The sequence below is a fragment of the Lactobacillus helsingborgensis genome (assembly GCF_003173695.1).
Classification (GTDB): Bacteria; Bacillota; Bacilli; order Lactobacillales; family Lactobacillaceae; genus Lactobacillus; species Lactobacillus helsingborgensis.
This window is the reverse complement of sequence record NZ_CP029544.1, coordinates 459,576-485,170: the sequence shown is the minus strand read 5'-3', so window position 1 is coordinate 485,170 and position 25,595 is coordinate 459,576. Positions and strand designations below refer to the sequence as shown.

Sequence of the window (25,595 nt, the reverse complement as noted above, 5' to 3'; positions counted from 1 at the left end):
CTTAATAAAAGATAAAAAAAGTCCTCCCATCGTTTGAGAGCGGGAGGAATCAATAGTTATTTTGAAGACAAATAAGCTAATACTATAGCAAAAGCGAAAAAGAGAACCAGTAAAACCGCGGTAACCTTTTCCATAAATGCTTCAAAACCACGTTTCTTCGTTTGACCACTAAAAACTGCACCGCCAGAGAGTGCATTCAATGCATCTTGCTGCTTTTGCGGCTGCATCATTGTCGCAATAACGATTAAGATTGAAACAATAATTAGTAGCGTCATAAATAAATTGTACAATGCGCTGCCTCCAATATACAGATACGTTACTGATAAATTTTAGCACAAAATAGATTTAATTTCGAGTATTATTTTCTGAGTTCAGGAGCATCAGTTTTAAATTTATTTTGTGTTGTTTTTTGCTGATTTTTATACCACAAAGATGTTTTATTTTTTGCGTATAGCCTCTTTAATGCCTTCTGTTCATTATAGTCATAATCTTGTGGTTTAACTTTTTTAAACCATTTAGGCTTATAAAATCGTAAAAGATTGCCGGCAATAACACGATCAGACAAAGAAAGCTGAGTAGTAACCTTATTTGACAACGCAATCAACTCTGTTTTTAGTTTCTTGTCAGGCTTAATTATTTCTTGCCCAGTCTTAGTATCATAATAAGTGCTTCCCACTTTAGCATATTTTGGCGTTATAAAATCACCGTTACGTTGTGCCACTATTTGTGGTGCATCTTTACTTAACAAATCATGCCCAAATTGAATGGTCCCCTTGTTGCTTATCCCCAGCAAGTTAAGCAGGGTTGGCAAGACGTCAATTTCGCCCCCGTAGGTTTTCTTGACCCCGCCTCTTAAACCCTTCAGATGTATCATTAACGGCACCCGCTGAAATTTTAAATTATCAAAATTATTAAATTCATCCTGCTTAAGTAATTCTGCACTCGCCTTATGGTGATTGCCTGAAATGCCATAATGGTCGCCATACAAAACGAGCATGGTATTTTTATCTAGACCCGTTTTTTTCAGCCACCGCATTAATTGACCTATTGCCTGATCCAAGTAGCGGGCTGTCTGTACGTAGCCATCTACAGTTTCATCACCAGTTTCGGTTTTAGCAATTGACTGGTTCTTCTTATCCAAATCATAGGGATAGTGATTGGTCACTGTAATTAACTTAAGATAAAAAGGTTGCGGCAAACGCTCAATATACTTAATGGATTGAGAAAAGAAAATCTTATCTTTTAAGCCGTATCCAATATAATATTTGGGCTTGTTTTCATAATATGACAGTGGCATGAAATAGTCATAGCCAAACTGTTTGTAAGCATTGTTGCGGTTCCAAAAAGAGCCAGCCCCACCGTGCATAACCGCAGTTGTATAGCCTTGTTGCTGCTTCAAGATAGCAGGGGCACTTTCAAAGGTATTGGAAGTACCATAACTAGACATCGCTGAACCTGATTGCAACCCAAAAAGGGAGTTTTCGAGCATCATTTCAGCATCAGAAGTCTTGCCTTGTCCTACTTGATTATAAAAATTAGCAAAACTGAGCGTGTTTTTAGCATGATATAACTTATTCAGATTAGGCGTTACTTCCTTGCCCTTCCACTTATAGTCTATTAAAAACTGTTGAAAGCTTTCAAGGTGAATGACCAGCACATTTTTGCCTTTGGCAACACCGCTATATGCTTTATTAGGCTTAACATAATTGACTTTCAGATACTTTTTCACAGATTGTAAGTCAGAAACATTTGCTTTGGCCATTTGTTCACTAGTTTGAGCAGTTTTAAACGCATCATATACTGCGTATTCATTCATGCCCAAGTATTTAACAATGTAACTATTATCAAATGTTCTAGTTAACAAGCCTGAACGGTCTTTTTGTGCCATCAGCAGGTTAATCCCAATTAAAAGGATGGCAATTCCTTCAAGCAAAAGATTAAACTTCAGCTTTAATGGGCGCAAATCGTATTTAGTTACTTTAAAGCACATCAGAGCGATAATGGCCGCAATGTCAATAAAAGTTAAAAAATCTGTTACTCGTGTTATTCCTACAATACTTTTGCCAAGATTATCAGCAGTTGAACCGGAAGTTTTTATAATTGATAACGATAAAAAGTTGGAAAATTCGCGGTAATAAAGAATATTGGCAAATAACCACAAACTGAGTATGAAATCAATCATAATCATAATCCAATAGGACTTTCTTCCCTTAAAGAAAAGACCGATTCCTAGCAAAAGTAGTCCGCTTGGCAAAGGATTTAAAAACAGCAGAAAATTCTGCATTGCACCTTCTGCACCCAAGTTAAACTTTGTTAGATAAATTACGTATGTCTTTAACCAAAAAGTTCCTAAAACGATAGTAAAAAAGCCTAGTTTGGTTTCGGTCAGCCATTGCAGAAAAGACCTGATACGTGTCATCCTATTCTCCTCTCACTAAGCTTATATCTTACCCTTAACTGCGAATAAGTGCAGATATTTTAATAAAAATTAATCATTTGTTGGGCTTACGACTTTTTGGGGCTTAAATATCCAGCCCAAAATCCCTAAAATCATCCCAAAAAAGTAGGTCACAAAACGCCACAAAAACATCCCGACAATTAAAGTTCCGTTTGTAGAAATAAAGGTGGCAAAAAGAGTCTGAAAACTATATTCGGCACCACCTGAAGCACCTGGAATCGGTATAATCGCCATGAACATAATAATCATAATATTCATCTGGGTCACACTTGCCCAGTCTGCCGGAACATTTAGTGTTACTAGAATCATATAAGGAATAGAATAGAAGCACAAAAGCTGCAAGACAGTGAGAACAGCACAAACAATTAATTTCCCCTGCTCTTTTTTTAACTTTTGACTCTCATGATAAAACGTATCAATCTTTTCAAGTGTATTTTTACGCCAAACGTTAACCCGATCTGGATTTAGAAATTTAGCAAGTAGGTCCATTAACCAGTTAGCAGCATTTTTGGTCCAATTGTAAGCAAATAGAATTGCCAGTAAAAACAAAATAGAAGTCACATGAATTAAAAACCCGATAGCAATAAAAAAAGCTAACCCGGAAAATTTAGTTGCCACCATGTGAAAACCCGTAATAATTGTCGTTACATAAGCCAAAAAAACAACTATTTGGTAAATAATAAATTTCATGAGTAGCAGTGAAGTTGCCCGACCGCCTTCAATACCCATTTGGATCATAGCAGCCAGTTGTGACGGCTGCCCACCAGTTGACATTGGCGTGATAGCATTAAAAAGAGCCTGTATTAACGGAATTCTGAAGAAAGACCATTTTGAGCGCTGCGGCTCATTTTTACGTTTACTGAGAACAGCTAAAATGCTGGCTTCAAAAATATAAGACAGCAGCATTAACCCAAATACGGCGATTAATGCGATCACATTGATATTACGAGCTGCCTGCTCTAGCTGCGCAACCGGAGTGCCCTTTAAGTCAACGTATAAAACAATCCCACTAATTATGAGTACTATGGCTACGCCCCATAAGTGTTTTTTATTCATCAGTGAATTTGTCCTAATTTTCTACCAATTTCATATTGTTCGTGATAAAAATCATCCCATATCTGAGCTAGATTATCTTCAGAATATTTTGCACTTGCCTCTTGAGACAGCTTGCTGTATTTATTTAAGATTGCATGATCATGTGCCACTAATTGCAACTGCCTATTCATTTCCGTAAAATCTGAGCCTTTCATGTAATAGCCGCTAATTATTGCCTCATATAAATCAAGGTCACGCAATAAAACGGGAGTGTTGCAGCTAAATGCTTCCAATACGGACATTGGGAATAATTCATCATAAGAAGGCAAGAAAAATAAATCTGCAATATTCAGATAATCTACTAATTTTTGCCGATCAATAATTCCTGTAAATTTTAGGTTTTGCGGCGGTTCTGCTACTAATTTCTTAAAGTGGTCATAACCGTCAGTTATTTTGCCAAAAGAAAAACCACCAGCCCAGATAAATTGAATATTAGGGTTAGCTTTCGCCATTTTGGCAAAATCATCGACACCCTTACGCGCCTGTACTTGCCCGTCTCCAAAAACAACAAATTTATCAAGCGGAATACCTAATTGATGGCGAAAGGAATTCTTTTTTTCCTGACTTTCCGGATAAAATTCGTTTTTAGCTACAAAATTGGGAATATACTTAACGTTTTCGCGTTTGATACCGTATTTGACTAGCTTATCAATAAAAATTGGGTTAACAACGACTATTTCATCCATTCTTTTGTAAAAATCTATTACATACTTGTAAAAGACATTTTTAGCTAGAGAGGGCAATTTTACTGATCCTTCAAGTGTTTCAGGTAAAAAATGAACATAGCCAATTTTTCGCCCTCTTGCTGGAGAAAAGCTGTTAGCAAAATAAGTAGGATTAACGGTATGGTAGTGCGTTAAATCACTTTTACCATATTTATTATTAGTAACATAAAATTTGTCCACTAGGTGCGTCCTAAGCAGGCGAATAAGTTCTGTATATGCTGAACCAACACCTTGACCTTTAACAGAAGCTGCTTGTGAAAACATATTTATTCTAATCATTTATTTTTTCTTTGAGATCCTTTTGGTAATTTGCAATTGCATCTTGATAAAATTGGTAAACAGAACTGGCAAACCTTTTTGCAGATATTTGATCTAGTTTAGCAGCTAACTTATCCGTCGGTATTGGCTTACGTCCTTGTCTCAGATATGAAAGTATTTCTTCACGCATTTCACTGGAGCCGTTAAAGACTTTGCCAAAATCATCATTGTCAAATACCTGCTCAGTGTAATCAGTATCATAAACAACACACCTGGTACCAGAAGCTAAGGCTTCAATATAAGTTAATCCTTGTGTTTCGGTATCGCTTGCGGAAACAAAAAGATCTGCCATTTTGTAGTATGAACCCACATCTTCATGAGGTATATCACCGGTAAATATGACATTATCTTCGAGCGTTAATCGTTCTACTTGCTCCTGCAATACTTCAAGATCTGGACCGTCTCCAGATATCACCAACTGTACCTTAGGAAATTCGTCTATAATTTCTGGCATCACATTTAGAATACGATCGATTTTCTTTTCTTCAGCTATTCTGCTTAATGTTAATAAAACTGGAACATCAGTTGGTATTCCTAGTTCTTCTCTTACATCAAATGTAGCTGGTTTATTAATGCTATTTACGTCCACACCGGTCGGTATGACCCTCATAGGTATATTTACCTTATAACGCTTTAAAAGAGTTTCTACGCGCTTACTCGGGGCAATAACGCCATCCATGTTTTTTAAGTAAACATTAGTAAACTGCTTAACGTGATATGGTCTAAGCAAATGCCCATTTAAGACGTAATGCAGATAATCTTCATACATAGTGTGATATGTATGAACTGCTGGAATTTTTAGTTGGTGTGCCACATATTTACCAATCATTCCCAAAGCAAATTCAGTTTGTGTGTGTACAATATCCAGTTTAACTTCCTTCGCCACTTTCGTCGCTTCAAAGAACCCCCTATAGGCCACACGTCTATCTGTAAATGAAATAAAAGGAACGCTGCTAAACCGAAAAACATTGGCTTCTACTGTCCCCTTTTTGACATGAGGGTCTGTAGTAGTAAAGATAAACACATTATGTCCTTGTTCTTCTAAAGCATCCTTCAACGTTTTAATCGAAGTTGCAACACCACTAATTTGTGGAAAATATGAATCGGTAAAAATACCTATATTCATCTGAATACCTCCATAAAAGGTATTATAAAGATTACACCAGTCTTGTGCAATTTTTATATATAAAAATAACGGCCAAAACAAAAGCAGCCCTTAAAAAGAGCTGCTTTGATAATAGCGGTGATCGGGGTCGAACCGATACGTCCTCAACGGACACCAGATTTTGAGTCTGGCGCGTCTGCCAATTCCGCCACACCGCCATGGCAATATTTTAAAATTAACAGTTCAATGAGTGAACCGATAAAGGCGGGGATCGGATTTGAACCGACGATTAAGGTTTTGCAGACCTCTGCCTTACCACTTGGCTACACCGCCATCGAATTTTATTAATAATAGATTGGGATAGCTGGATTCGAACCAGCGCATAATAGAGTCAAAGTCTAGTGCCTTACCGCTTGGCTATATCCCAATGCTAGGGCGGAATATGGGATTCGAACCCATGTATGCCGGATCCACAAACCGGTGTGTTAACCCCTTCACCAATTCCGCCATGAAGTTAAACAGGGATAGTAGGAATTGAACCCACACTAGCGGTTTTGGAGACCGATGTACTACCTTTATACTATATCCCTATTATGGAGGAGGGTGGATTCGAACCGCCGAACTCAGAGAGAGCGGTTTTACAGACCGCCGCGTTTAGCCACTTCGCTACTCCTCCAGGCTGATGGCGCGGGACGGAATCGAACCGCCGACACAAGGAGCTTCAATCCTTTGCTCTACCGACTGAGCTACCGAGCCATCCTACGGTCCATATCAGATTTGAACTGATGATCTTCTCCGTGACAGGGAGACGAGATAAACCACTGCTCCAATGGACCATATTGCGGGAGGTGGATTTGAACCACCGGCCTTCGGGTTATGAGCCCGACGAGCTACCAGACTGCTCCATCCCGCGATTATTAATAAAGGAGGATGTGGGATTTGAACCCACGCACGGCAAGACCGTCTAACGGTTTTCAAAACCGTCCCCTTAAGCCACTTGGGTAATCCTCCAATTGTAAATATACCAAAGAATGGTAATGACCCGTACGGGATTTGAACCCATGTTACCGCCGTGAAAGGGCGATGTCTTAACCACTTGACCAACGGGTCGTCATTATCGTTCTTACGTCATAAGACGCTTAATTATAATACCGAACTTATTAGCAAAAGTCAACTATTTTTTTACTTCGTTGATTTTGCAAATCCTTTTAAGTTACTGATTCACAACGTTATTTATAATACAGGATTATGGTTAATCATGCAAGACTTTTGTGCAAAAAGTTGAATATTTTTGCTTTAAGCCGCTTATCCCTTTTATTGCCTCTAGAAATACAAAATAAGAACTCTCACATGACTGTTTCAGAAAAGTATCTGCAATCCAGTTTATAGGCCTTAGAATGCGTTATACCACTGACCTACCACAGATGAGGTTAGTTAAATAAAACGCACTCGCATACTCATAAAATTGCAAAAAAACAGCTCTCGAACTTTTAGCGAACATAAAGCAATTAAAAAACTCATAACATCAACTGTTATGAGTCTTTTTAAGCGGAGACTGAGAGATTCGAACTCTCGCACCAGAATAACCCGATCTACACCCTTAGCAAGGGCGCCTCTTCAGCCACTTGAGTAAGTCTCCACAATGGGCCTAAATGGACTTGAACCATCGACCTCACGCTTATCAGGCGTGCGCTCTAACCAGCTGAGCTATAGGCCCCAAAAAGCGGGTAACGAGAATCGGACTCGCGACTAAAGCTTGGAAGGCTTTCGTTTTACCACTAAACCATACCCGCACGAATAAAAATGGCGCGGGACGGAATCGAACCGCCGACACAAGGAGCTTCAATCCTTTGCTCTACCGACTGAGCTACCGAGCCATCCTACGGTCCATATCAGATTTGAACTGATGATCTTCTCCGTGACAGGGAGACGAGATAAACCACTGCTCCAATGGACCATATTGCGGGAGGTGGATTTGAACCACCGGCCTTCGGGTTATGAGCCCGACGAGCTACCAGACTGCTCCATCCCGCGATTATTAATAAATAAAAGTACAAATTAGTTCCATACTTTATGGACCTTGTAGGACTCGAACCTACGACAGGACGGTTATGAGCCGTCTGCTCTAACCAACTGAGCTAAAGGTCCAAGCTCTAGCGAATAGCGGCGGGGGGGATCGAACCCTCGACCTCCCGGGTATGAACCGGACGCTCTAGCCAGCTGAGCTACACCGCCAACAAATGTAACCGTTGTGTAATGATTACAATCGGGAAGACAGGATTCGAACCTGCGACCCCCTGGTCCCAAACCAGGTGCTCTACCAAACTGAGCCACTTCCCGGGATATGCGCCCTGAAGGATTTGAACCTTCAACCTTCTGATTCGTAGTCAGACACTCTATCCAGTTGCGCTAAGGGCGCATCACTAAATGCCGAGGACCGGAGTCGAACCGGTACGGTTGAAACCAACCGCGGGATTTTAAGTCCCGTGCGTCTGCCAATTCCGCCACCCCGGCAAGTAATGAAAGCGGAAGACGGGATTCGAACCCGCGACCCCCACCATGGCAAGGTGATGTTCTACCACTGAACTACTTCCGCAAGATATGAAATGCCGATTATACGATTTGAACGTACGACCCCCTGTTTACAAGACAGATGCTCTACCAACTGAGCTAAATCGGCAAGATGTAAATATGGTATATATTATTGGCGAATACGGGTGGTGGGACTTGAACCCACACGTCCGAAAACACTAGAACCTAAATCTAGCGCGTCTGCCAATTCCGCCACACCCGCAAAATGGGGCCATGAGTCGTGACGGGCTTGAACCGTCGACCCTCTGATTAAAAGTCAGATGCTCTACCAACTGAGCTAACGACTCGGAATGGAGGATACAGGGCTCGAACCTGTGACCTCCTGCTTGTAAGGCAGATGCTCTCCCAGCTGAGCTAATCCTCCATAAGCACGGCAGCGTCCTACCCTCGCAGGCAGTCTCCCACCAACTACTCTCGGCGTGAAGAAGCTTAACTGCTGTGTTCGGCATGGTTACAGGTGTTTCCTTCTTGCTCTTGCCACCGTACTTTTTTCCTTTGAGCTTTTACACTCAAAACTAAATATAATCCGCTTGAAAAACCTTGACTGCTGCTAAGCTCTGGTCAAGTCCTCGACTGATTAGTACTGGTCCGCTCCAAGCCTCACGGCTCTTCCACTCCCAGCCTATCTACCTCTTAGTCTTTGAGGTGTCTTACTACTTTCGTATGGGAAATCTCATCTTGAGGGGGGCTTCGCACTTAGATGCTTTCAGCGCTTATCCCGACCATACTTAGCTACCCAGCGATGCCTTTGGCAAGACAACTGGTACACCAGCGGTATGTCCATCCCGGTCCTCTCGTACTAAGGACAGCTCCTCGCAAATTTCCTACGCCCACGACGGATAGGGACCGAACTGTCTCACGACGTTCTGAACCCAGCTCGCGTGCCGCTTTAATGGGCGAACAGCCCAACCCTTGGGACCGACTTCAGCCCCAGGATGCGACGAGCCGACATCGAGGTGCCAAACCTCCCCGTCGATGTGAACTCTTGGGGGAGATAAGCCTGTTATCCCCAGGGTAGCTTTTATCCGTTGAGTGATGGCCCTTCCATACGGTACCACCAGATCACTAAGCCCGACTTTCGTCCCTGCTCGAGTTGTCGCTCTCGCAGTCAAGCTCCCTTATACCTTTGCACTCTGTGAATGATTTCCAACCATTCTGAGGGAACCTTTGGGCGCCTCCGTTACACTTTAGGAGGCGACCGCCCCAGTCAAACTGCCCGTCTGACACTGTCCCATGCCTCGCTTAGAGGCCCTGGTTAGAGCAGCCATCAAACAAGGGTAGTATCCCAACATTGCCTCTGATAACACTGGCGTGCTATCTTCTCCGGCTCCTACCTATCCTGTACATGTTTAACAGCTGCCCAATATCAAATTGCAGTGAAGCTCCATGGGGTCTTTCCGTCCTGTCGCGGGTAACCCGCATCTTCACGGGTATTATAATTTCACCGAGTCTCTCGTTGAGACAGTGCCCAAATCATTACACCTTTCGTGCAGGTCGGAACTTACCCGACAAGGAATTTCGCTACCTTAGGACCGTTATAGTTACGGCCGCCGTTTACTGGGGCTTCAGTTCGCTGCTTCGCTTGCGCTAACAGCTCTCCTTAACCTTCCAGCACCGGGCAGGTGTCAGCCCCTATACGTCGTCTTACGACTTTGCAGAGACCTGTGTTTTTGATAAACAGTTGTTTGGGCCTATTCACTGCGGCTGGCTCTTACACCAGCACCCCTTCTCCCGAAGTTACGGGGCGATTTTGCCGAGTTCCTTAACGAGAGTTCTCTCGCTCACCTGAGTGTTCTCCACTCGACTACCTGTGTCGGTTTGCGGTACGGGTACGCAGCTTCTCACTAGAAGCTTTTCTTGGCAGTGTGACTCTTGGACCTTCGCTACTTTAATTTCGCTCCTCATCACGCCTTGTGCTTCTCGGATACAAGCATTTGACTCATATCCACACTTGACGCTTAAACATGGCTTCCAGCGCCATGCGTCCTTCGCCTCCTGCGTCCCTCCTTCGCTATTAACGAAGCTGCGCAGTACAGGAATCTCTACCTGTTCTCCATCGACTACGCCTTTCGGCCTTGCCTTAGGTCCCGACTTACCCTGGGCGGACGAGCCTGCCCCAGGAAACCTTAGTCTTTCGGCGGATAGGATTCTCACCTATCTTGCGCTACTCATACCGGCATTCTCACTTCTAAAAGCTCCACTTATCTTCTCAGTTAAGCTTCGCCGCTTTTAGAACGCTCTCCTACCACGTGCATTACTGCACATCCACAGTTTCGGTACTATGCTTAGCCCCGGTAAATTTTCGGCGCAGCGTCACTCGACTAGTGAGCTATTACGCACTCTTTTAATGGTGGCTGCTTCTAAGCCAACATCCTAGTTGTCTACGCAACTCCACATCCTTTTCCACTTAGCATAGATTTGGGGACCTTAACTGGTGATCTGGGCTGTTTCCCTTTCGACTACGGATCTTATCACTCGCAGTCTGACTCCAGTGCTTTGATATCTGGAATTCGCAGTTTATCTGAATTCAGTAACCCCTGACGGGCCCTTCGTCCAAACAGAGCTCTACCTCCATTATCATCCTCGCACCAGGCTAGCCCTAAAGCTATTTCGGAGAGAACCAGCTATCTCCAAGTTCGTTTGGAATTTCACCGCTACCCACAACTCATCCCCGCAATTTTTAACTTACGTGGGTTCGGTCCTCCAGTGCGCTTTACCGCACCTTCAACCTGGTCATGGGTAGGTCACTTGGTTTCGGGTCTACATCAACTAACTTCCGCGCCCTCTTCAGACTCGCTTTCGCTCCGGCTCCGTCTTTTCTGACTTAACCTCGCTAATTAACGTAACTCGCCGGTTCATTCTACAAAAGGCACGCCATCACCCCTTAATGGGCTTTGACTATTTGTAGGCACACGGTTTCAGGTTCTCTTTCACTCCCCTCCCGGGGTTCTTTTCACCTTTCCCTCACGGTACTGGTTCACTATCGGTCACAATGTAGTATTTAGCCTTGCGAGATGGTCCTCGCTGCTTCAATCGGGATTCCTCGTGTCCCGACCTACTCAGGATCCTGCTCAGCGCGCTCCGGATTTCGCTTACGGGGCTCTCACCCTCTCTGGCTTACCTTCCCAGATAATTCTGCTATCCTTTGCGCTGCCTTCCTGCGGTCCTACAACCCCAGATGATAAATCATCTGGTTTGGGCTCTTTCCGCTTCGCTCGCCGCTACTAGGGAAATCGATCTTTCTTTCTCTTCCTGCAGCTACTTAGATGTTTCAGTTCACTGCGTCTTGCCCCAACCGGCTATCTATTCACCGCTTGGTAATGCATCTGCATGCATTGGGTTCCCCCATTCGGATATCTCCGGATCTCTGCGTACTTACCGCTCCCCGAAGCCTTTCGTGGTTCGTCACGTCCTTCTTCGCCTCATTGTGCCCAGGCATTCACCGTGCGCCCTTCTTTACTTGACCTTACTCAAGATACTCTCTCGGTCGCTCTTTAGCAATCTGTTCTCTTTTGATTGTTTCTCGGTTTTTCTTGGATTATATTCAGTTTTCAATGTACTAACTCGTTTGAGGTATTACCCTCAAAACTAAACAATGTCTTCGCTACTCATGTGCTTTCCTTGCTCTTGCCTTGGCTTCTCTTAGTATTCCTACTCTCCGCCTCGGCCTTTGCTTTTCCTTAGAAAGGAGGTGATCCAGCCGCAGGTTCTCCTACGGCTACCTTGTTACGACTTCACCCTAATCATCTGTCCTGCCTTAGACGGCTGACTCCTTTGCAGGTTATCCTACCGGCTTTGGGCATTACAGACTCTCATGGTGTGACGGGCGGTGTGTACAAGGCCCGGGAACGTATTCACCGCGGCGTGCTGATCCGCGATTACTAGCGATTCCAGCTTCATGCACTCGAGTTGCAGAGTGCAATCCGAACTGAGATTAGCTTTCAGAGATTCGCTTGCCTTTGCAGGTTCGCTGCTCGTTGTACTAACCATTGTAGCACGTGTGTAGCCCAGGTCATAAGGGGCATGATGACTTGACGTCGTCCCCACCTTCCTCCGGTTTGTCACCGGCAGTCTCATTAGAGTGCCCAACTTAATGCTGGCAACTAATAATAAGGGTTGCGCTCGTTGCGGGACTTAACCCAACATCTCACGACACGAGCTGACGACAGCCATGCACCACCTGTCTTAGTGTTCCCGAAGGAAACATCCTATCTCTAGGACTGGCACTAGATGTCAAGACCTGGTAAGGTTCTTCGCGTTGCTTCGAATTAAACCACATGCTCCACCGCTTGTGCGGGCCCCCGTCAATTCCTTTGAGTTTTAACCTTGCGGTCGTACTCCCCAGGCGGAGTGCTTAATGCGTTAGCTGCAGCACTGAGAGGCGGAAACCTCCCAACACTTAGCACTCATCGTTTACGGCATGGACTACCAGGGTATCTAATCCTGTTCGCTACCCATGCTTTCGAACCTCAGCGTCAGTTACAGACCAGAGAGCCGCCTTCGCCACTGGTGTTCTTCCATATATCTACGCATTCCACCGCTACACATGGAGTTCCACTCTCCTCTTCTGCACTCAAGAAAAATAGTTTCAGTTGCACTTCCCCAGTTAAGCTGGGGGCTTTCACAGCTGACTTATTCTCCCGCCTGCGTTCGCTTTACGCCCAATAAATCCGGACAACGCTTGCCACCTACGTATTACCGCGGCTGCTGGCACGTAGTTAGCCGTGACTTTCTGGTTGATTACCGTCAAACAAGAATCAGTTACTACCCTTGTCCTTCTTCACCAACAACAGAGCTTTACGATCCGAAAACCTTCTTCACTCACGCGGCGTTGCTCCATCAGACTTGCGTCCATTGTGGAAGATTCCCTACTGCTGCCTCCCGTAGGAGTTTGGGCCGTGTCTCAGTCCCAATGTGGCCGGTCAGTCTCTCAACTCGGCTATGCATCATCGCCTTGGTAAGCCGTTACCTTACCAACTAGCTAATGCACCGCGGGCCCATCCTTTAGTGACAGCTCGAAAGCCACCTTTCTCAGCTTGAGCATGCGCTCGTGCTGCTTATTTGGTATTAGCACCTGTTTCCAAGTGGTATCCCAAGCTAAAGGGCAGGTTGCCCACGTGTTACTCACCCATCCGCCGCTCGCGCTTCTGACTTCCTACCGAAGTATTCCGTCAAAATTGCTCGCTCGACTTGCATGTATTAGGCACGCCGCCAGCGTTCGTCCTGAGCCAGGATCAAACTCTCATTTTTTAAATGTTTGTTTGAATGTTTGCTCATTCGTTCCAAGATTCGCATCTCGGATTTATTTGCTTGCGAAATTGACTTCGCTCTTTTGTTTTGGGTTCTTTAAACCCGCACATTTTTGCGAAAACATTGTTCAGTTTTCAAGGTACTACCTGCTGTCTTCTTTAAAACAGCTTTTTCATTCTGCCAGATTCAGCTGCTTTTGTCAAGCACTTTTTTTCTGACTTGTTTTTGCCGTCTTACCTGACAGCGTTTATTATCTTACTAAACCTGTCGCTTTTTGTCAACTGGTTTTGCTCGATTTTTTTGTCGCCCCTTGGCTCCTCTTGCCTTGCGGCTCATTGCCCGACGACAGTTATTAATACTAGCAAGTATTTTTCCTTTTTGCAAGTCTTTTTTGTAATTTCTTAAAGTGACTTACTTCTTTTTTCATGATAAAGTTGTCATATCAAGGTTTAGAGGGGAGTTTTTAAAATAAAAAAATTTGATTTAGCAATTATAGGAGCAGGTCCGGTTGGATTATTCTGTGCCAATTTTGCTCATCTTCATGGGTTAAATACAGTAATTTTTGAATCACTGAGTGAAGTAGGAGGTCAGCCAAAATTACTTTATCCTTTTAAACAAATATTGGATATACCGGCTTACAGTTCTATTTCAGCCCAAGAATTAATTACTAATCTGCAAAAAGATGCTGAACATAACGCAAAGTTTATCCTAAATCACCGCGTTGAATCTATTAAAGAAAGTAATAAAGAATTTGTAATTGATAATAGCTTTATTGTTAAAAGCATTATTATTGCGACAGGCACTGGATTTTTCAGTCCTAAAAAATTTCCGTTGAAAGTAGATAATGAGATCGAAAAAAAGATTCACTACTATGTTAAAGAACCGCAAATTTTTGCTCACCAGCAAATAGGTATCTTTGGCGGCGGCGATTCAGCGCTTGACTGGGCTATCGAATTGGCAAACCAGCCAGGTACAAAAATAAAACTAATACATAGAAGAAAAGTATTTCGCGGCTTAGAATCAAGCGTCAAAAAACTACAAAATTTAAAAAATGTTGAAATAAAGACGCCATATCTTCCCAAATCAATTGAACTTAGCGATAATCAACTTAATATTGGTTTGAAAGAAATGGGAAGTAACGACATAATTTCTGCAAAATTTGATCAAATTGTTGTTGCTTACGGTTTCCGGGCTAATAACCAATTTGTTAAAAAGTGGGGTGTCAATCTGACTAACAACCATATAGAAGTGTCACGCACAATGGAAACTAATATTCCCGGTATTTATGCGGTTGGTGATGTAGTCACTTATCCTGAACGGGTGCCGCTTATTGGATTAGGATTTGGTGAGGCACAGATTGCAGTCGCTGCTATTATGCGCACACTCTTTCCAGAAAAGACCTTAACGATACATTCAACCAGCATTTAAGGAGATGTTTATGACAATAATCAATTTTATTCTGCACATTGATCACCATTTAGTAGAAATAGTTAATCAATTCGGGAACTGGACATACTTGATTATCTTTGCCATTATTTTTATTGAGACTGGACTAGTTATCTTCCCCTTTTTACCGGGGGATTCTCTCATTTTTGCCGCCAGCTCATTAGCTGTGAACCCTAAATACAATTTAAATATTTGGTGGATTTATTTTGCCGTACTGACGGCTGCCGTGTTGGGCGATGCCTGTAATTATGAAATTGGCGCATGGTCTGTTAGACAAGGGTCTAAGCATAATTGGTTTAATAAACTGATTAATCAAAAAAATAGAGCGGCTGCCGAAAATTTCTTTAACCGCCACGGTCCGATCACAATTGTAATCGGCAGATTTATCCCTTTTATTAGGACTTTTGTTCCCTTCATATCTGGCGGCAGCAGCATGCATTACGGCAAATTTGCGCTCTATAATGTAGTTGGCGGAATTATCTGGGGTGGTTTATTTACTGTGTTAGGTGCCTTTTTTGGTAACATCCCATTTGTAAAAGAGCATTTCTCAATGTTACTAATCGCAATTATTTTGATTTCTGTCTTGCCAATTTTGATAGTCGCCTTAAAAAAACGTATAACAAACAAAAAGGAGTTCCACTAAGAACTCCTTTTTTATCTTTGCAGCAACTTATTTGCAAAATATAATTCGTAAGAAATGCCTGCAATAGCAAAACATGAGGCAAAAAAGCCTTCAGTAAGGACATTAATAATCGGATCGGTTGCAGGGTCAAATAACCAGGTATTACTGCCAGCAAAAAACAAATGATGAAAAGTAATGAAAAAGTTGTCAAAGTTAGCCAAAGCAAAAGGCAAGACAACTACTGGCATTAATAAAAATAATAGGGCCCAAATTTTATCCAAGCGCAATATTTTTTTGTTATGATGCTTGCTCCAAAAATAAATTACTATGCAACAGATAAAAGCAACAATTGCTAAAACAAATAATTTTTTGACATCAGCAAAATGTTGCGCTGCCATTCTTGAAGTTGGCAGATTCTGCATTTTTAATTTGTCCTTAAACGGCCAAGTCAAATACCACAGCAGTTGGTTATAATTATGCATCACCTGACTAACTGACAAATTTACTGTTTTGTTAGTCTTTTGCACTAAAACAAAGACAAATAATAAGGGCCAGCTCGCAACCAGCGTGACCACAACACTACTTGAAACAGCAAAAATAAAATGATAAATGATAGTTAATATATTATTTTTTTTGCTCATATTTCAACCTGATCCAAACTATTAGTCAAAATAGTAGGTTGTCTTTTCCCTTCAATATCCGCTGCTTTCGTTATTCCGGTAGTAACCAGCAATTGATCAACGTTACTGTTAAACCCAGCTTTAATATCAGTATCATAATTGTCACCAACTATCAGCGCATCACTCTTAGCACAGCCGTATTTGGCTAAAACCATGTCAATAATTACAGAAGAAGGCTTACCAATATAAAAAGGCTCTTGTCCACTTGAAGCCGCAATCATAGCGCACTGCGAACCATTGCCGGGCATCAAGCCTTTCTCACTAGGCAAATTAAGATCGGCGTTAGTACCAATGAAAGTTGCACCATTTCTAATAGCAGAAACGGCCACCTGAATTTTATGATACGTTAAGTCGGTATCCATCCCTACTACCACATAATCAGGATTAGTTTCATTAAGTTCAAATGCAGGATTTTGGATAAACTCCTGCCAGAGACCAATCTGACCAATTAAGTAGACTCCAATTTTATTTGTCTGCTTTTTTTGGCATTTTAAAATGTAACTTATGGTAGCCATACATGGTGTATAAATATGAGCAGTATCTGTTGCAACACCATGAGTTTTTAGCTTATCCACTACCATTTGTGGTGTTCGCGTGGTGTTATTTGTCAAAAAAAGATAGTCTTTATGCGCTTCTTCTAAACGCTTAATAAAACGAACTCCTGAGGCAATAGTTTCCTTACCGCGATAAATTGTGCCATCAAGATCAATTAAAAATAGACGGTAATTCTTCACTATTTGCTACTCTTTCTTTTTTTAATTACAAAAGAATGACGACTGCCATGCTCTTTTCTAACAGGTGCAGTTTCAGGCTTTTTTAGATGACTTTGCCGAACGCGATAACGTTTAACTGCTTTATTGGAATTTTTCCGGCGCAAACTTTGTCCGCGATTTTTATATGAATTAGGACGCTTTTTACGTTTACTATTATGATAATGATGCACGGGGCTCAAAAGTTGCAAGATAAAATATGGTCCACCAGGATTGCAGTACTCTAATAAATAGTCAGCAATAGTTTGTTTTTTACGGTCTAGGGCTGTTGGCACATTATCTTGATAAAAGCCCTTCAACCTTAAATGCCCACTGGAAACATCACCAACAATAAAATCGTATTGATCCAAATATGGGTCATACTTGCGTCGCAATTGCTCAATATCCAAAGCTGCTGCTTTATCGACAACTACTTGGTAAAGTTGCTTATTGATTTTTAATTGTTCCTTATCCCAAGCTACAGCGGCTAAGGGATGACGCAAGGGTTGTTCCTGCTCAAATTTATTTTCTTTTTGTTTATTAGTGCTACTTTGCTCTACCATTTACTTCACTTCCTTGCAGTGGATATTTTTGTGCTAAATACTTGCCAATTACCTCGCGTAAAAATTGCGGAAAAAGAAAATCATTATCGCCCACAATTGCTAGAGTAGGGAAAAACGGCACTAAAACGTAATGGTCTAAAACGGCAATTTGATATTCTTGATAAGGATCAACCTCTTTACCATTTACAAAAACCACTCTACTCATCGGGTCAAATTTAATTCCCTTATAGTGCATTTGCCCAAAGATTTTTCCCCGAAAACTCATTCCCTGTAATGGAAAATGATCTAAAAAGTGCCGGTTTTTTTCTATTTCCATAATTAAACGCCAAAGATCACTCCCCTTTAATGTCGATCGAACAACGTGCATTGAATGTGGCAGTGCTTTTTGCAAGTCATATTTAGTTAAAATACCCTGTTTAAAAGGCGTTAAGAACAAGCCCGAACTTAACATAGCCAAATCGGTTCCGGCAAAATTTGCAATTGCATTCATGGAAACTTGAATAGCTGCTTCTTTATCATCATTAAATTTTTCAGGCAAATCAGCAACAAGCTCGCGGCTCAAAATTTCTTTACCCTTTTGCCTGTAGTTTAAAATCGTCTCTTCATCGGCTAAATGCGATTTCATCAAACTTGTCGGCTCAACATGCGGGGTTATTTTTTTAACATGATGGTTGTCATCAATTTCCACATAGGTATTTCCAACATAATTGCCCCATTTACCCGTTTGCGTTATCCAGACATCTTTGACTTTTTTACCATGTGGCAGTAAGTCGTGACTGTGACCCCCAACAATCAAATCAATTTCAGGATAGTTTTTGGCTAAAAAAGTATCCATATTTAAACCAATGTGAGTTATTAAAATTAAAACATCATATTGATTTTTAATCTGGGGTAAAACTTCGTCCATAGTTTCTTTTAGCATTTTAACGTGCCAGTGATTAGGTTCATAAGAAAGAGGATAAGCTGCGGTTAAACCAATTAGCGCAATACGCGTCTTCTTTTTTGTAGTTAATATCTTATATTGCACCGCCCAATGCGGCATTGAACCATCTTCTTCACGCAAGTTAGCCAGAATAACTGGGAAATTAGCATGATCAAACAATTTTTCGACTACTTCATGTGAATTAGAGATGCCCTCATTATTACCGATAGTAATCGCATCGTAATGAAAACTATTCATTAATCTGATATTAGCTTGACCATAAGTGGCATCGGTTAATGGCTGGGAGCGATCCATAAAATCCCCTGCATCAAAAGTAAAAACCTGGTCGACGGACTTATCTTTTTGTGCTTCTCTTAAGTAGCGACCAATTTTAGGAAAATGTTCGAAATGAGAATGTAAATCATTAGTATGTAAGATGCGGATTTTTTCCATTTTTTCTCTATCCTATTTGATTTGATTTTAATACCATATTATAGGCGTCTAAAATTTTGCCTTTTGGCTTCTGCCATTCAACCCAGTCGGGATTTTTCCAGTCATCTTCATTTGTCAAAGTTTCAAGTTTATAAGTCTTATTAATATATTCTTCATAAGTAATCAGAGCTTTAGTACGCGGAATATTTAATTGTAAGATACGTACGCTTTTAATCTTTCCCCGGTCAGCAGCCAGCTCGGCGATGCCATTTTGATCAATATTAGATATTTCAAAATACTTGCTGCCATCATTACGCACAATTTCTTCAATTAAATCCAATTCTTCATATTGTTCATTCATTAATATTCCCCGCATAAATTAAATCTGTGACATATAGCAAAAAATGTGCAACCATGCTATTGTAGTAAACAACAGAGGTGTACACATGAAATATCAAAGCCATATTATTACGGCTCTCATTTTTAGCATCATATTCATAACAACTTGTGGTTTCACTGTCGTTGGACACCGGGGAGATCCCAGTAAATATCCTGAAGAAACCATTCAAAGTGACAACTCTGCTTTTAATTCAGGAGCCGATTATGTCGAACTTGACCTTCATCTTTCTGCAGACGGTGAGTTAGTTATTTCACATGACGACGACTTATTTCGAGTGACCCATACACATGCAATTGTATCACAAAATAACTGGGAGGCACTTAGCCAACTTACCTATGATAATGGCGAACATGTGCTGAGTTTACCACAGTTATTTGAATACTATCAAAAACGACCTAATACTAAATTTATTTTGGAAACCAAAATTGATCATTCGTTAGAGCCGTCTTATGAATTAGAAGACAAAATCGCGGCTACAATCAAAAAATACCATATGGAAAAAAGAGTTATGATCCACTCTTTTTCTGCAGCCAGCTTATTTCATTTTCGCAAAATCATCCCTGACGCATATTTAATACTGATCGTTGGCAGTTTGAAACGAATGAATTTCAGCAATTTGCCTCAAGTAAATGCAGTCAATGTTTCTTCTGACCTGATTTTAAACCATGCTTGGCTGATCCACTGGCTGCATCAATTAAATAAACAAGTCTTTGTGTGGACTGAAATGGATGAATCCCCTGATCTATGGCAGTGGTTGATTAATAAAAACGTTGACGGGGTTGTTACCAATTTTCCCAGTACCGGCTTTAAGTACAAGTTAGCTAAAGAAGGCACCAAAAAATACGATATTCACCGCAATGGTATCTATTTTGGTAAGAAGAAAACTAAAACAATGATGAACCCGTATGTGCAGGACAAACAAAATAAATATGTCTATCCCGGCCAAAAGTTTGAGGTAATGTACGGTGTCAGAGCACATGATCAGCTTTACTATCAAATTGCCAATCAAACATTTATTTCGGCAGAGTTTGTTAATATGGATCTAAGGCCGGAGGAGATTGCACCTTATCAAAATAAGCAAATTTTGGCTAAGCCGGAAAAAAATGTCCGAATCTATCGTTACCCGGATAATCAAGCTAAGACCGAAAAATTTATGCCCATCAATACTCTTTATAAAATTCAGAATTTTAATGGCAGCCCTAAAAGTATGTGGCTTTATACCTCTTTAGGTTGGATCAAGGCCCGTGATATTCTTTTCTATGGCTTTTTCGGCGAAACAAGCTGGCAGAACTACCGGCAATTACCACGCATGAGCCGTTACTCCAATATTGCTTTAACAGCATACTTGCCGCTGCAATCCGGCAAAACACTAAATATACTGCAACAGATAAAAAAGGTGCAGAAAATAACCAGCAAAAAAGTGCTGCATGGCTAACATGCGGCACTTTTTACGTGACTAAATTATCTTATTCATTTGTAGTACTCTGCTTTTTCAATATTTCATAAGGCAGCTCAATTTGTTTTTCCGGTACTTCTTCATTATTCATGAGTTTAGTTAACATTCTCATGGCAACTGCACCAATATCATAAAGCGGCTGACGAACGGCAGTTAATGCCGGACGCACAACCGAAGCAATTTGTGTAGCACTTGCTGTAATTATTTCTAGGTCAGCAGGTACTTTTTTACCGGCGTCAATAGCAGAATTGAGTAAGCCTACCGCAGCAACATCACGTGTTACGATCACACCGTCAATGCCATCTTGTTCTAATTGTGACAATAAATTATAGCCATCAGAGTGATCCTTAATATTAGAATAAATATGACCTTCGCCCAAATTATGATCTTTCATGAACTTTTTATAAGCAGGTATTCTTTCTTGGGCATTGACTACCGTGTCTGGGTTGCCTATAACTAGCGCCAAGTTCTTCCTACCGTCATTATAAAGCAGGTTCAGAGCTTCTGTATCTGCTTTTTTGTAATCTATGGCAACTGATGGAAATTCACTATGACTGTCTTTGGTTCCAGCCAAAACAACCGGAGTATCAGTCCGTTTAAATGCAGTAACTGCTTCCTCAGGCAAACTGTCAGACATGTAAATTACACCATCTACTTGTTTATTAAGTAAACCTTGAATCGCTTGATCTTCTCTCATTAAGCGATTTTCAATACTGGTAATAATAATATTATATTTGTATAACAGAGCTATATCATCAATACCTTTTGACAATTCGGCAAAATAAAGATTGGTCAAATCAGGTACAATTAACCCCACTGTGGTTGTTCTTTTAGATGCAAGACCCTGTGCCACAGCATTTGGTTGGTAATGCAGCCTGTTAATTACTTTCATCACCCGCTCACGTGTGTCTTTACGCACGTTAGTATTGCCATTAACCACTCGTGAAACTGTGGCCATTGAGACTTTAGCCTCACGAGCAACATCATAAATTGTAATTTCTTGTTTACGCATTCTTTTTTGTTCCCCCATTTTACAATTACTAGTATAAAATTTATCATGATTTTGCAAAAAGTGCAAACGTTTACAGCTATTCTTTCATTTTTTCAAGACAAGAACATGATATACTTGCATTAACTATACATTTTGAAATAGAAAGAAGAAGTTATGAATTTAAACAAATTACAAGAATGGCTGCAAAGTTCCGGTAACGATGTTGCCTATATCTCTAATCCAACTACAATTGCTTACTTTACCGGATATGATATGGAACCACATGAGCGGATTTTCGCTCTTTTAGCGTTCAAAGATCAAGATCCTTTCGTTTTTGTTCCTGCATTAAACGTTGAAGAAGCCAAAAATTCAGCCTGGAATGGCGATGTGTACGGCTATCTTGATTCAGAAAATCCTTGGGAGATTATCGCTGACAAGGTAAAAGGCAGAACTAAAGACTACCAAAAATGGGCTCTTGAGAAAAACAATTTGTCTGTTTCTCATTATCAACTCATTCACGCACAATTTCCTGATGCTAATTTTGACGGTGACGTTTCTAATTTTGTTGCAAAAATTCGTCTCTACAAAACTCCAGAAGAAATAAAGCAATTACAAGCTGCTGGACGTGAAGCCGACTTTGCATTTCAAATTGGTTTTGATGCGATTAAAAACGGTGTAACTGAAAGATACATAGCTGGACAAATTGAGTACCAGCTAAAGGTTCAAAAAGGAGTTATGCACGAAAGTTTTGAAACAATTGTGCAAGCCGGGGCAAACGCTGCTAATCCTCATTTAGGTCCTACTATGAACAAAGTTAAGCCTAACGAACTGGTATTGTTCGATCTGGGCACTATGCATAACGGTTATGCTTCTGATTCCAGTAGAACAGTTGCCTATGGTGAACCATCAGCCAAAGAAAAGGAAATCTATGAAATTGATCGCGAAGCCCAACAAGCTGCAATTGATGCTGTTAGACCAGGAATGACTGCTTCAGAACTTGACAGTGTTGCACGTGACATTATTACTAAAGCTGGTTATGGTGAGTACTTTATTCACCGTCTGGGTCACGGAATTGGCAAAGAAGTGCATGAATACCCGTCAATCGTTCAAGGCAACGATTTAATTATTGAGGAAGGCATGTGTTTCTCAATCGAACCAGGAATTTATATTCCAAATGTAGCAGGTGTTAGAATCGAAGATTGTGGTGTTGTCACTAAAAACGGCTATGAACCATTTACTCATACCAGTAAAGAACTAAAGATTTTGCCTTTGTAAAACAGCAATTTTGTTACAAAAAAATGGCACTAACAGAAATATCAATCTGCTAGTGCCATTTTAATAAATAATTGTTTATGGTCTGTCAAATGGATCTGCTGGTGCGTCAGCTGAGTCTTCCGGTCTTTCAGGCTTTGGAGGTTCGGGATGATTTAAATTATCTGGAGCTTCAGCATGATGTAAGTCTTCTGCTACATCTTTATTCTTTAAATCTTCATCCTTCGAATTATCAATGACGATATCATCAAAATCCTTTAATTCTGAATCATCCTCAACGTTCTTAGGGAATGAAGCCAGTTGATTTTTCACAACTTCAGTACCATTATCATATTTTTTCTTTAAGTCTTGAACGGTTTCATTGTTCTTAACTTTTTTCTTTAATTCATCAATTTGGTCATCACTAACTAAAAATGAACCGGCAAGAAATCCTGCCGCACTTCCGACAATTGTTCCCAAAACAAAACTTGCAAACTTTTTCATAAAAGTAACTCCTTTTACTTAATCTTCACCTTTACGCCGCTTATGCCGTGCAAACACTGATGCTAAAGCAGATGACATCAACCCGTTACGTTTCCAATGAAAATTATTGAAACGCTTTGCCATCTTTCTGGTAGATGTGTTGACATCTGAAACGCTTTCGCCTAAATCAGCTGCTGCCTGTACAACAGGATCAATAGTTTTCATTTTAACATTAACATCTGCTAGCAAGACATTAGTTTTATCAAGCAAATCACTAGTCTGATGAAGTAAATCATTAACATCCCCAGTAACCTGTTGAATTGACTCGTTAGCACTCTGGATCGTTTTTTCTGCTTCTCTAGTCGCTTTCGCGGCACGTATAAGCACTGGAATTGTGAAAAGTACTAAAATTAAAAATGCAATGGCAGCTATTAGTCCCGCTAATGCACCATAAGATAATCCCATCTTTTACCTCCAATTCTATACCTAAAAAAAGTCTAGCATGAAAATGCTTCAATCTCAATCTATATGTCATATTTTGTTATAGTTAATATGCATATACGGAAGGCAATTATTATGAATAAAATATTTCAAATAAACAAACGTGTTTTAAAATTCAATTGGGACAGATTGGGTGAACAAGCACTAACAATACTTTGGCAATTAGCCATTTCAACGTTGGTCTTTTACATAATTGACCGCATTGGTAAAAAAATCATCAATCATTATTTAAAGCATAGTAAAAGAAAACAAAACAAGAGAACACAAACAGTTACTGCATTAATTAACAGTATTTTTGAATACACTGTGATTTTCTTTTATTTATTTGCAGTCTTATCAATTTTGGGCATTCCCATTGGCACACTGCTTGCCAGTGCTGGTATTTTTTCTTTAGCTTTAGGCATGGGAGCTCAAGGATTTGTGAGTGACCTAGTCAACGGCTTCTTCATCTTAAGCGAAGATCAATTCGACGTTGGTGACATCGTCTCAATTAATGATCAAACCGGGGTAGTAGTTCAGTTGGGCTTAAGAACTACCAGACTTAAAGGTTCAGACGGTTCTATCATTTATATCCCCAACCGCAATATTTCTATTGTACAAAATTTGGCTCATGGTGGTATTGGACTGGATATTAATATTCAGCTTAAGGCCAATAACGATTTTGCCCAAGTTCATGATTTAATTAATCAAATAAATAATGAATTGAGTACCAATATTAAAGTTTTAGTCCAGGAGCCTAAAATAGTGGGCATTACAGCGCAAACGGCGCAAACGGTCAACTATGTTGTCCACTTTCAAGTTAAACCCGGTTACGAAAAAGAAGTACAAGATGAATACTTAACACAATATTTGAAAATCTTGCAAAAAAATCAAATTCACCTAGCAGAATAAAATAAAAAAACTGATAAGAAATTTTATCAGTTTTTGTTTTATTCAAATTGTTCAAGCCAAGCAGGTAATTTTTGCAGCAATTGGGAAATTGCTCTACCGCGATGGGATAAACTGTTTTTTTCCGCTGTCGTCATTTCCGCAAAAGTTTTTTGCTTTTCAGGCACAAAGAATAGTGGATCATAGCCAAAACCATCTTCACCTTGTGGAGCTGGTAAAATCAAACCAGCACATTGACCTGAAACAACCAAATCTTGGTCAAAATGACCCGGTTTTGATACGACAATTGTGGTATTAAATTTGGCAGTCCGCTGTTTTAACGGCACACCACCAAGCTCTGCCAGTAGTTTAGCATTATTCTTATGATCATTATGTTCAATTCCTGCATAGCGGGCAGAATGAACTCCAGGAGCACCATCAAGCGCATCAACCATCAAACCGGAATCATCAGCTATCGTCAGCATTTGACTGTAATCCGCTAATGCGTGTGCCTTTAATTTAGCGTTTTGCTCAAAAGTGGTGCCATATTCTTCTACTACTGGTGGTCTACCCAGATCAGCATTGGTTTTAATCGTGGCAGTAATTCCAGCATTTTTAAAAGCTGCACGCAGTTCTATTGCTTTTCCCTTGTTAGTAGTCGCAAATAAGATTTCCATTATTTAGATCCT

The 25,595-nt window shown here is 40.7% G+C and carries 19 protein-coding genes, 27 tRNA genes and 3 rRNA genes; 5 read left to right on the top strand and 44 right to left on the bottom strand.

Going from position 1 to position 25,595, the window contains the following annotated elements; genetic code table 11:
• Positions 1–56: 56 nt before the first annotated feature.
• The 35 genes from secG to DLD54_RS02275 all read right to left on the bottom strand — a co-directional run bounded on the left by secG (position 57) and on the right by DLD54_RS02275 (position 13,543).
• Entirely contained in the window at positions 57–290 is a 234-nt protein-coding gene (gene secG, locus DLD54_RS02445) for a preprotein translocase subunit SecG (RefSeq protein WP_038521563.1), read from the bottom strand.
• A 68-nt stretch (positions 291–358) separates the two neighbouring features.
• A complete protein-coding gene (locus DLD54_RS02440; protein WP_109918099.1) occupies positions 359–2,419 on the bottom strand; it encodes an LTA synthase family protein in 2,061 nt (686 codons plus the stop codon).
• Between the two features lie 69 nt (positions 2,420–2,488).
• Positions 2,489–3,514: a lysylphosphatidylglycerol synthase transmembrane domain-containing protein gene (locus tag DLD54_RS02435; protein WP_109918098.1), complete on the bottom strand. Its 1,026-nt coding sequence runs from the start codon at positions 3,512–3,514 to the stop codon at positions 2,489–2,491.
• Complete coding sequence (locus tag DLD54_RS02430) at positions 3,514–4,557, bottom strand: glycosyltransferase family 4 protein (protein WP_109918097.1); 1,044 nt, start codon at positions 4,555–4,557, stop codon at positions 3,514–3,516. The genes DLD54_RS02435 and DLD54_RS02430 overlap by 1 nt, the downstream gene beginning before the upstream one ends.
• Positions 4,550–5,722, bottom strand: a complete 1,173-nt coding sequence (locus DLD54_RS02425) for a glycosyltransferase family 4 protein (protein WP_109918096.1) — start codon at positions 5,720–5,722, stop codon at positions 4,550–4,552. The genes DLD54_RS02430 and DLD54_RS02425 overlap by 8 nt, the downstream gene beginning before the upstream one ends.
• 112 nt (positions 5,723–5,834) lie before the next feature.
• Positions 5,835–5,919, bottom strand: a tRNA-Leu gene (locus tag DLD54_RS02420).
• A 44-nt stretch (positions 5,920–5,963) separates the two neighbouring features.
• Positions 5,964–6,034: transfer RNA gene (locus tag DLD54_RS02415), tRNA-Cys, on the bottom strand.
• Between the two features lie 22 nt (positions 6,035–6,056).
• Positions 6,057–6,128 (bottom strand) — tRNA-Gln (locus DLD54_RS02410).
• Positions 6,129–6,135: 7 nt separating this feature from the next.
• A tRNA-His gene (locus tag DLD54_RS02405) sits at positions 6,136–6,208 on the bottom strand.
• A gap of 12 nt (positions 6,209–6,220) precedes the next feature.
• Positions 6,221–6,291 (bottom strand) — tRNA-Trp (locus DLD54_RS02400).
• Positions 6,292–6,295: 4 nt separating this feature from the next.
• Positions 6,296–6,377: transfer RNA gene (locus DLD54_RS02395), tRNA-Tyr, on the bottom strand.
• Between the two features lie 7 nt (positions 6,378–6,384).
• Positions 6,385–6,457: transfer RNA gene (locus DLD54_RS02390), tRNA-Phe, on the bottom strand.
• 6 nt (positions 6,458–6,463) lie between these two features.
• Positions 6,464–6,537 (bottom strand) — tRNA-Asp (locus tag DLD54_RS02385).
• Between the two features lie 3 nt (positions 6,538–6,540).
• A tRNA-Met gene (locus DLD54_RS02380) sits at positions 6,541–6,614 on the bottom strand.
• A gap of 11 nt (positions 6,615–6,625) precedes the next feature.
• Positions 6,626–6,712: transfer RNA gene (locus DLD54_RS02375), tRNA-Ser, on the bottom strand.
• A 27-nt stretch (positions 6,713–6,739) separates the two neighbouring features.
• A tRNA-Glu gene (locus DLD54_RS02370) sits at positions 6,740–6,811 on the bottom strand.
• A 439-nt stretch (positions 6,812–7,250) separates the two neighbouring features.
• A tRNA-Ser gene (locus tag DLD54_RS02365) sits at positions 7,251–7,340 on the bottom strand.
• Between the two features lie 4 nt (positions 7,341–7,344).
• A tRNA-Ile gene (locus tag DLD54_RS02360) sits at positions 7,345–7,418 on the bottom strand.
• A gap of 5 nt (positions 7,419–7,423) precedes the next feature.
• A tRNA-Gly gene (locus DLD54_RS02355) sits at positions 7,424–7,494 on the bottom strand.
• An 11-nt stretch (positions 7,495–7,505) separates the two neighbouring features.
• Positions 7,506–7,578, bottom strand: a tRNA-Phe gene (locus DLD54_RS02350).
• 6 nt (positions 7,579–7,584) lie between these two features.
• A tRNA-Asp gene (locus DLD54_RS02345) sits at positions 7,585–7,658 on the bottom strand.
• A 3-nt stretch (positions 7,659–7,661) separates the two neighbouring features.
• Positions 7,662–7,735, bottom strand: a tRNA-Met gene (locus DLD54_RS02340).
• Between the two features lie 40 nt (positions 7,736–7,775).
• Positions 7,776–7,849, bottom strand: a tRNA-Ile gene (locus DLD54_RS02335).
• 13 nt (positions 7,850–7,862) lie between these two features.
• Positions 7,863–7,936, bottom strand: a tRNA-Met gene (locus DLD54_RS02330).
• Positions 7,937–7,967: 31 nt separating this feature from the next.
• Positions 7,968–8,041, bottom strand: a tRNA-Pro gene (locus DLD54_RS02325).
• Positions 8,042–8,046: 5 nt separating this feature from the next.
• Positions 8,047–8,120, bottom strand: a tRNA-Arg gene (locus DLD54_RS02320).
• Between the two features lie 9 nt (positions 8,121–8,129).
• Positions 8,130–8,215, bottom strand: a tRNA-Leu gene (locus tag DLD54_RS02315).
• A gap of 10 nt (positions 8,216–8,225) precedes the next feature.
• Positions 8,226–8,297: transfer RNA gene (locus DLD54_RS02310), tRNA-Gly, on the bottom strand.
• Between the two features lie 11 nt (positions 8,298–8,308).
• Positions 8,309–8,381 (bottom strand) — tRNA-Thr (locus DLD54_RS02305).
• 32 nt (positions 8,382–8,413) lie between these two features.
• Positions 8,414–8,495, bottom strand: a tRNA-Leu gene (locus DLD54_RS02300).
• A 12-nt stretch (positions 8,496–8,507) separates the two neighbouring features.
• Positions 8,508–8,580 (bottom strand) — tRNA-Lys (locus tag DLD54_RS02295).
• A gap of 4 nt (positions 8,581–8,584) precedes the next feature.
• A tRNA-Val gene (locus DLD54_RS02290) sits at positions 8,585–8,657 on the bottom strand.
• A 4-nt stretch (positions 8,658–8,661) separates the two neighbouring features.
• A 5S ribosomal RNA gene (gene rrf / locus DLD54_RS02285) occupies positions 8,662–8,778 on the bottom strand.
• Positions 8,779–8,850: 72 nt separating this feature from the next.
• Positions 8,851–11,759 (bottom strand): 23S ribosomal RNA (locus tag DLD54_RS02280).
• A gap of 218 nt (positions 11,760–11,977) precedes the next feature.
• A 16S ribosomal RNA gene (locus DLD54_RS02275) occupies positions 11,978–13,543 on the bottom strand.
• The 16S, 23S and 5S rRNA genes sit together here with 27 tRNA genes alongside, the layout of an rRNA operon.
• A gap of 468 nt (positions 13,544–14,011) precedes the next feature.
• On the opposite strand from DLD54_RS02275, the gene DLD54_RS02270 reads away from it, so the two are divergent.
• Together DLD54_RS02270 and DLD54_RS02265 are read left to right on the top strand one after the other, a co-directional pair.
• Positions 14,012–14,971: an NAD(P)/FAD-dependent oxidoreductase gene (locus DLD54_RS02270; protein ID WP_109918095.1), complete on the top strand. Its 960-nt coding sequence runs from the start codon at positions 14,012–14,014 to the stop codon at positions 14,969–14,971.
• A gap of 10 nt (positions 14,972–14,981) precedes the next feature.
• Positions 14,982–15,632: a VTT domain-containing protein gene (locus DLD54_RS02265; RefSeq protein WP_109918094.1), complete on the top strand. Its 651-nt coding sequence runs from the start codon at positions 14,982–14,984 to the stop codon at positions 15,630–15,632.
• Positions 15,633–15,643: 11 nt separating this feature from the next.
• Here DLD54_RS02265 and DLD54_RS02260 read toward each other — a convergent pair whose 3' ends face one another.
• From DLD54_RS02260 to DLD54_RS02240, 5 genes are read right to left on the bottom strand one after another with little or no spacing between them, the layout of a single operon-like run.
• Complete coding sequence (locus tag DLD54_RS02260; protein WP_109918093.1) at positions 15,644–16,252, bottom strand: TIGR01906 family membrane protein; 609 nt, start codon at positions 16,250–16,252, stop codon at positions 15,644–15,646.
• Positions 16,249–17,025 carry a TIGR01457 family HAD-type hydrolase gene (locus DLD54_RS02255; RefSeq protein ID WP_109918092.1) on the bottom strand — a complete coding sequence of 259 codons (777 nt, stop codon included), beginning with the start codon at positions 17,023–17,025 and terminating at the stop codon, positions 16,249–16,251. The genes DLD54_RS02260 and DLD54_RS02255 overlap by 4 nt, the downstream gene beginning before the upstream one ends.
• On the bottom strand, positions 17,025–17,603 hold the full coding sequence (locus DLD54_RS02250) for a YutD family protein (protein WP_109918091.1): 579 nt from the start codon (positions 17,601–17,603) through the stop codon (positions 17,025–17,027). Before DLD54_RS02250 ends, DLD54_RS02255 begins: the two co-directional genes overlap by 1 nt.
• A complete protein-coding gene (locus DLD54_RS02245; protein ID WP_109918090.1) occupies positions 17,587–18,978 on the bottom strand; it encodes a bifunctional metallophosphatase/5'-nucleotidase in 1,392 nt (463 codons plus the stop codon). The genes DLD54_RS02250 and DLD54_RS02245 overlap by 17 nt, the downstream gene beginning before the upstream one ends.
• Before the next feature lie 7 nt (positions 18,979–18,985).
• Positions 18,986–19,318 carry a hypothetical protein gene (locus DLD54_RS02240; protein WP_038521531.1) on the bottom strand — a complete coding sequence of 111 codons (333 nt, stop codon included), beginning with the start codon at positions 19,316–19,318 and terminating at the stop codon, positions 18,986–18,988.
• 85 nt (positions 19,319–19,403) lie between these two features.
• On the opposite strand from DLD54_RS02240, the gene DLD54_RS02235 reads away from it, so the two are divergent.
• A complete protein-coding gene (locus DLD54_RS02235) occupies positions 19,404–20,792 on the top strand; it encodes a glycerophosphodiester phosphodiesterase (RefSeq protein ID WP_109918089.1) in 1,389 nt (462 codons plus the stop codon).
• A 31-nt stretch (positions 20,793–20,823) separates the two neighbouring features.
• On the opposite strand, the gene DLD54_RS02230 is transcribed toward DLD54_RS02235, so the two are convergent.
• Entirely contained in the window at positions 20,824–21,825 is a 1,002-nt protein-coding gene (locus tag DLD54_RS02230) for a substrate-binding domain-containing protein (RefSeq protein ID WP_046326801.1), read from the bottom strand.
• A gap of 153 nt (positions 21,826–21,978) precedes the next feature.
• Here DLD54_RS02230 and DLD54_RS02225 point away from each other — a divergent pair, with 153 nt between their 5' ends.
• Positions 21,979–23,079: an aminopeptidase P family protein gene (locus tag DLD54_RS02225; protein WP_109918088.1), complete on the top strand. Its 1,101-nt coding sequence runs from the start codon at positions 21,979–21,981 to the stop codon at positions 23,077–23,079.
• A gap of 75 nt (positions 23,080–23,154) precedes the next feature.
• On the opposite strand, the gene DLD54_RS02220 is transcribed toward DLD54_RS02225, so the two are convergent.
• Positions 23,155–23,559, bottom strand: a complete 405-nt coding sequence (locus DLD54_RS02220; protein WP_109918087.1) for a DUF1269 domain-containing family protein — start codon at positions 23,557–23,559, stop codon at positions 23,155–23,157.
• Positions 23,560–23,577: 18 nt separating this feature from the next.
• Positions 23,578–24,003, bottom strand: a complete 426-nt coding sequence (locus tag DLD54_RS02215; protein ID WP_046326798.1) for a DUF948 domain-containing protein — start codon at positions 24,001–24,003, stop codon at positions 23,578–23,580.
• Positions 24,004–24,114: 111 nt separating this feature from the next.
• On the opposite strand from DLD54_RS02215, the gene DLD54_RS02210 reads away from it, so the two are divergent.
• Positions 24,115–24,930: a mechanosensitive ion channel family protein gene (locus tag DLD54_RS02210; RefSeq protein WP_109918086.1), complete on the top strand. Its 816-nt coding sequence runs from the start codon at positions 24,115–24,117 to the stop codon at positions 24,928–24,930.
• Between the two features lie 38 nt (positions 24,931–24,968).
• On the opposite strand, the gene DLD54_RS02205 is transcribed toward DLD54_RS02210, so the two are convergent.
• Positions 24,969–25,583, bottom strand: a complete 615-nt coding sequence (locus DLD54_RS02205) for an XTP/dITP diphosphatase (RefSeq protein ID WP_109918085.1) — start codon at positions 25,581–25,583, stop codon at positions 24,969–24,971.
• Positions 25,584–25,595: the final 12 nt, after the last annotated feature.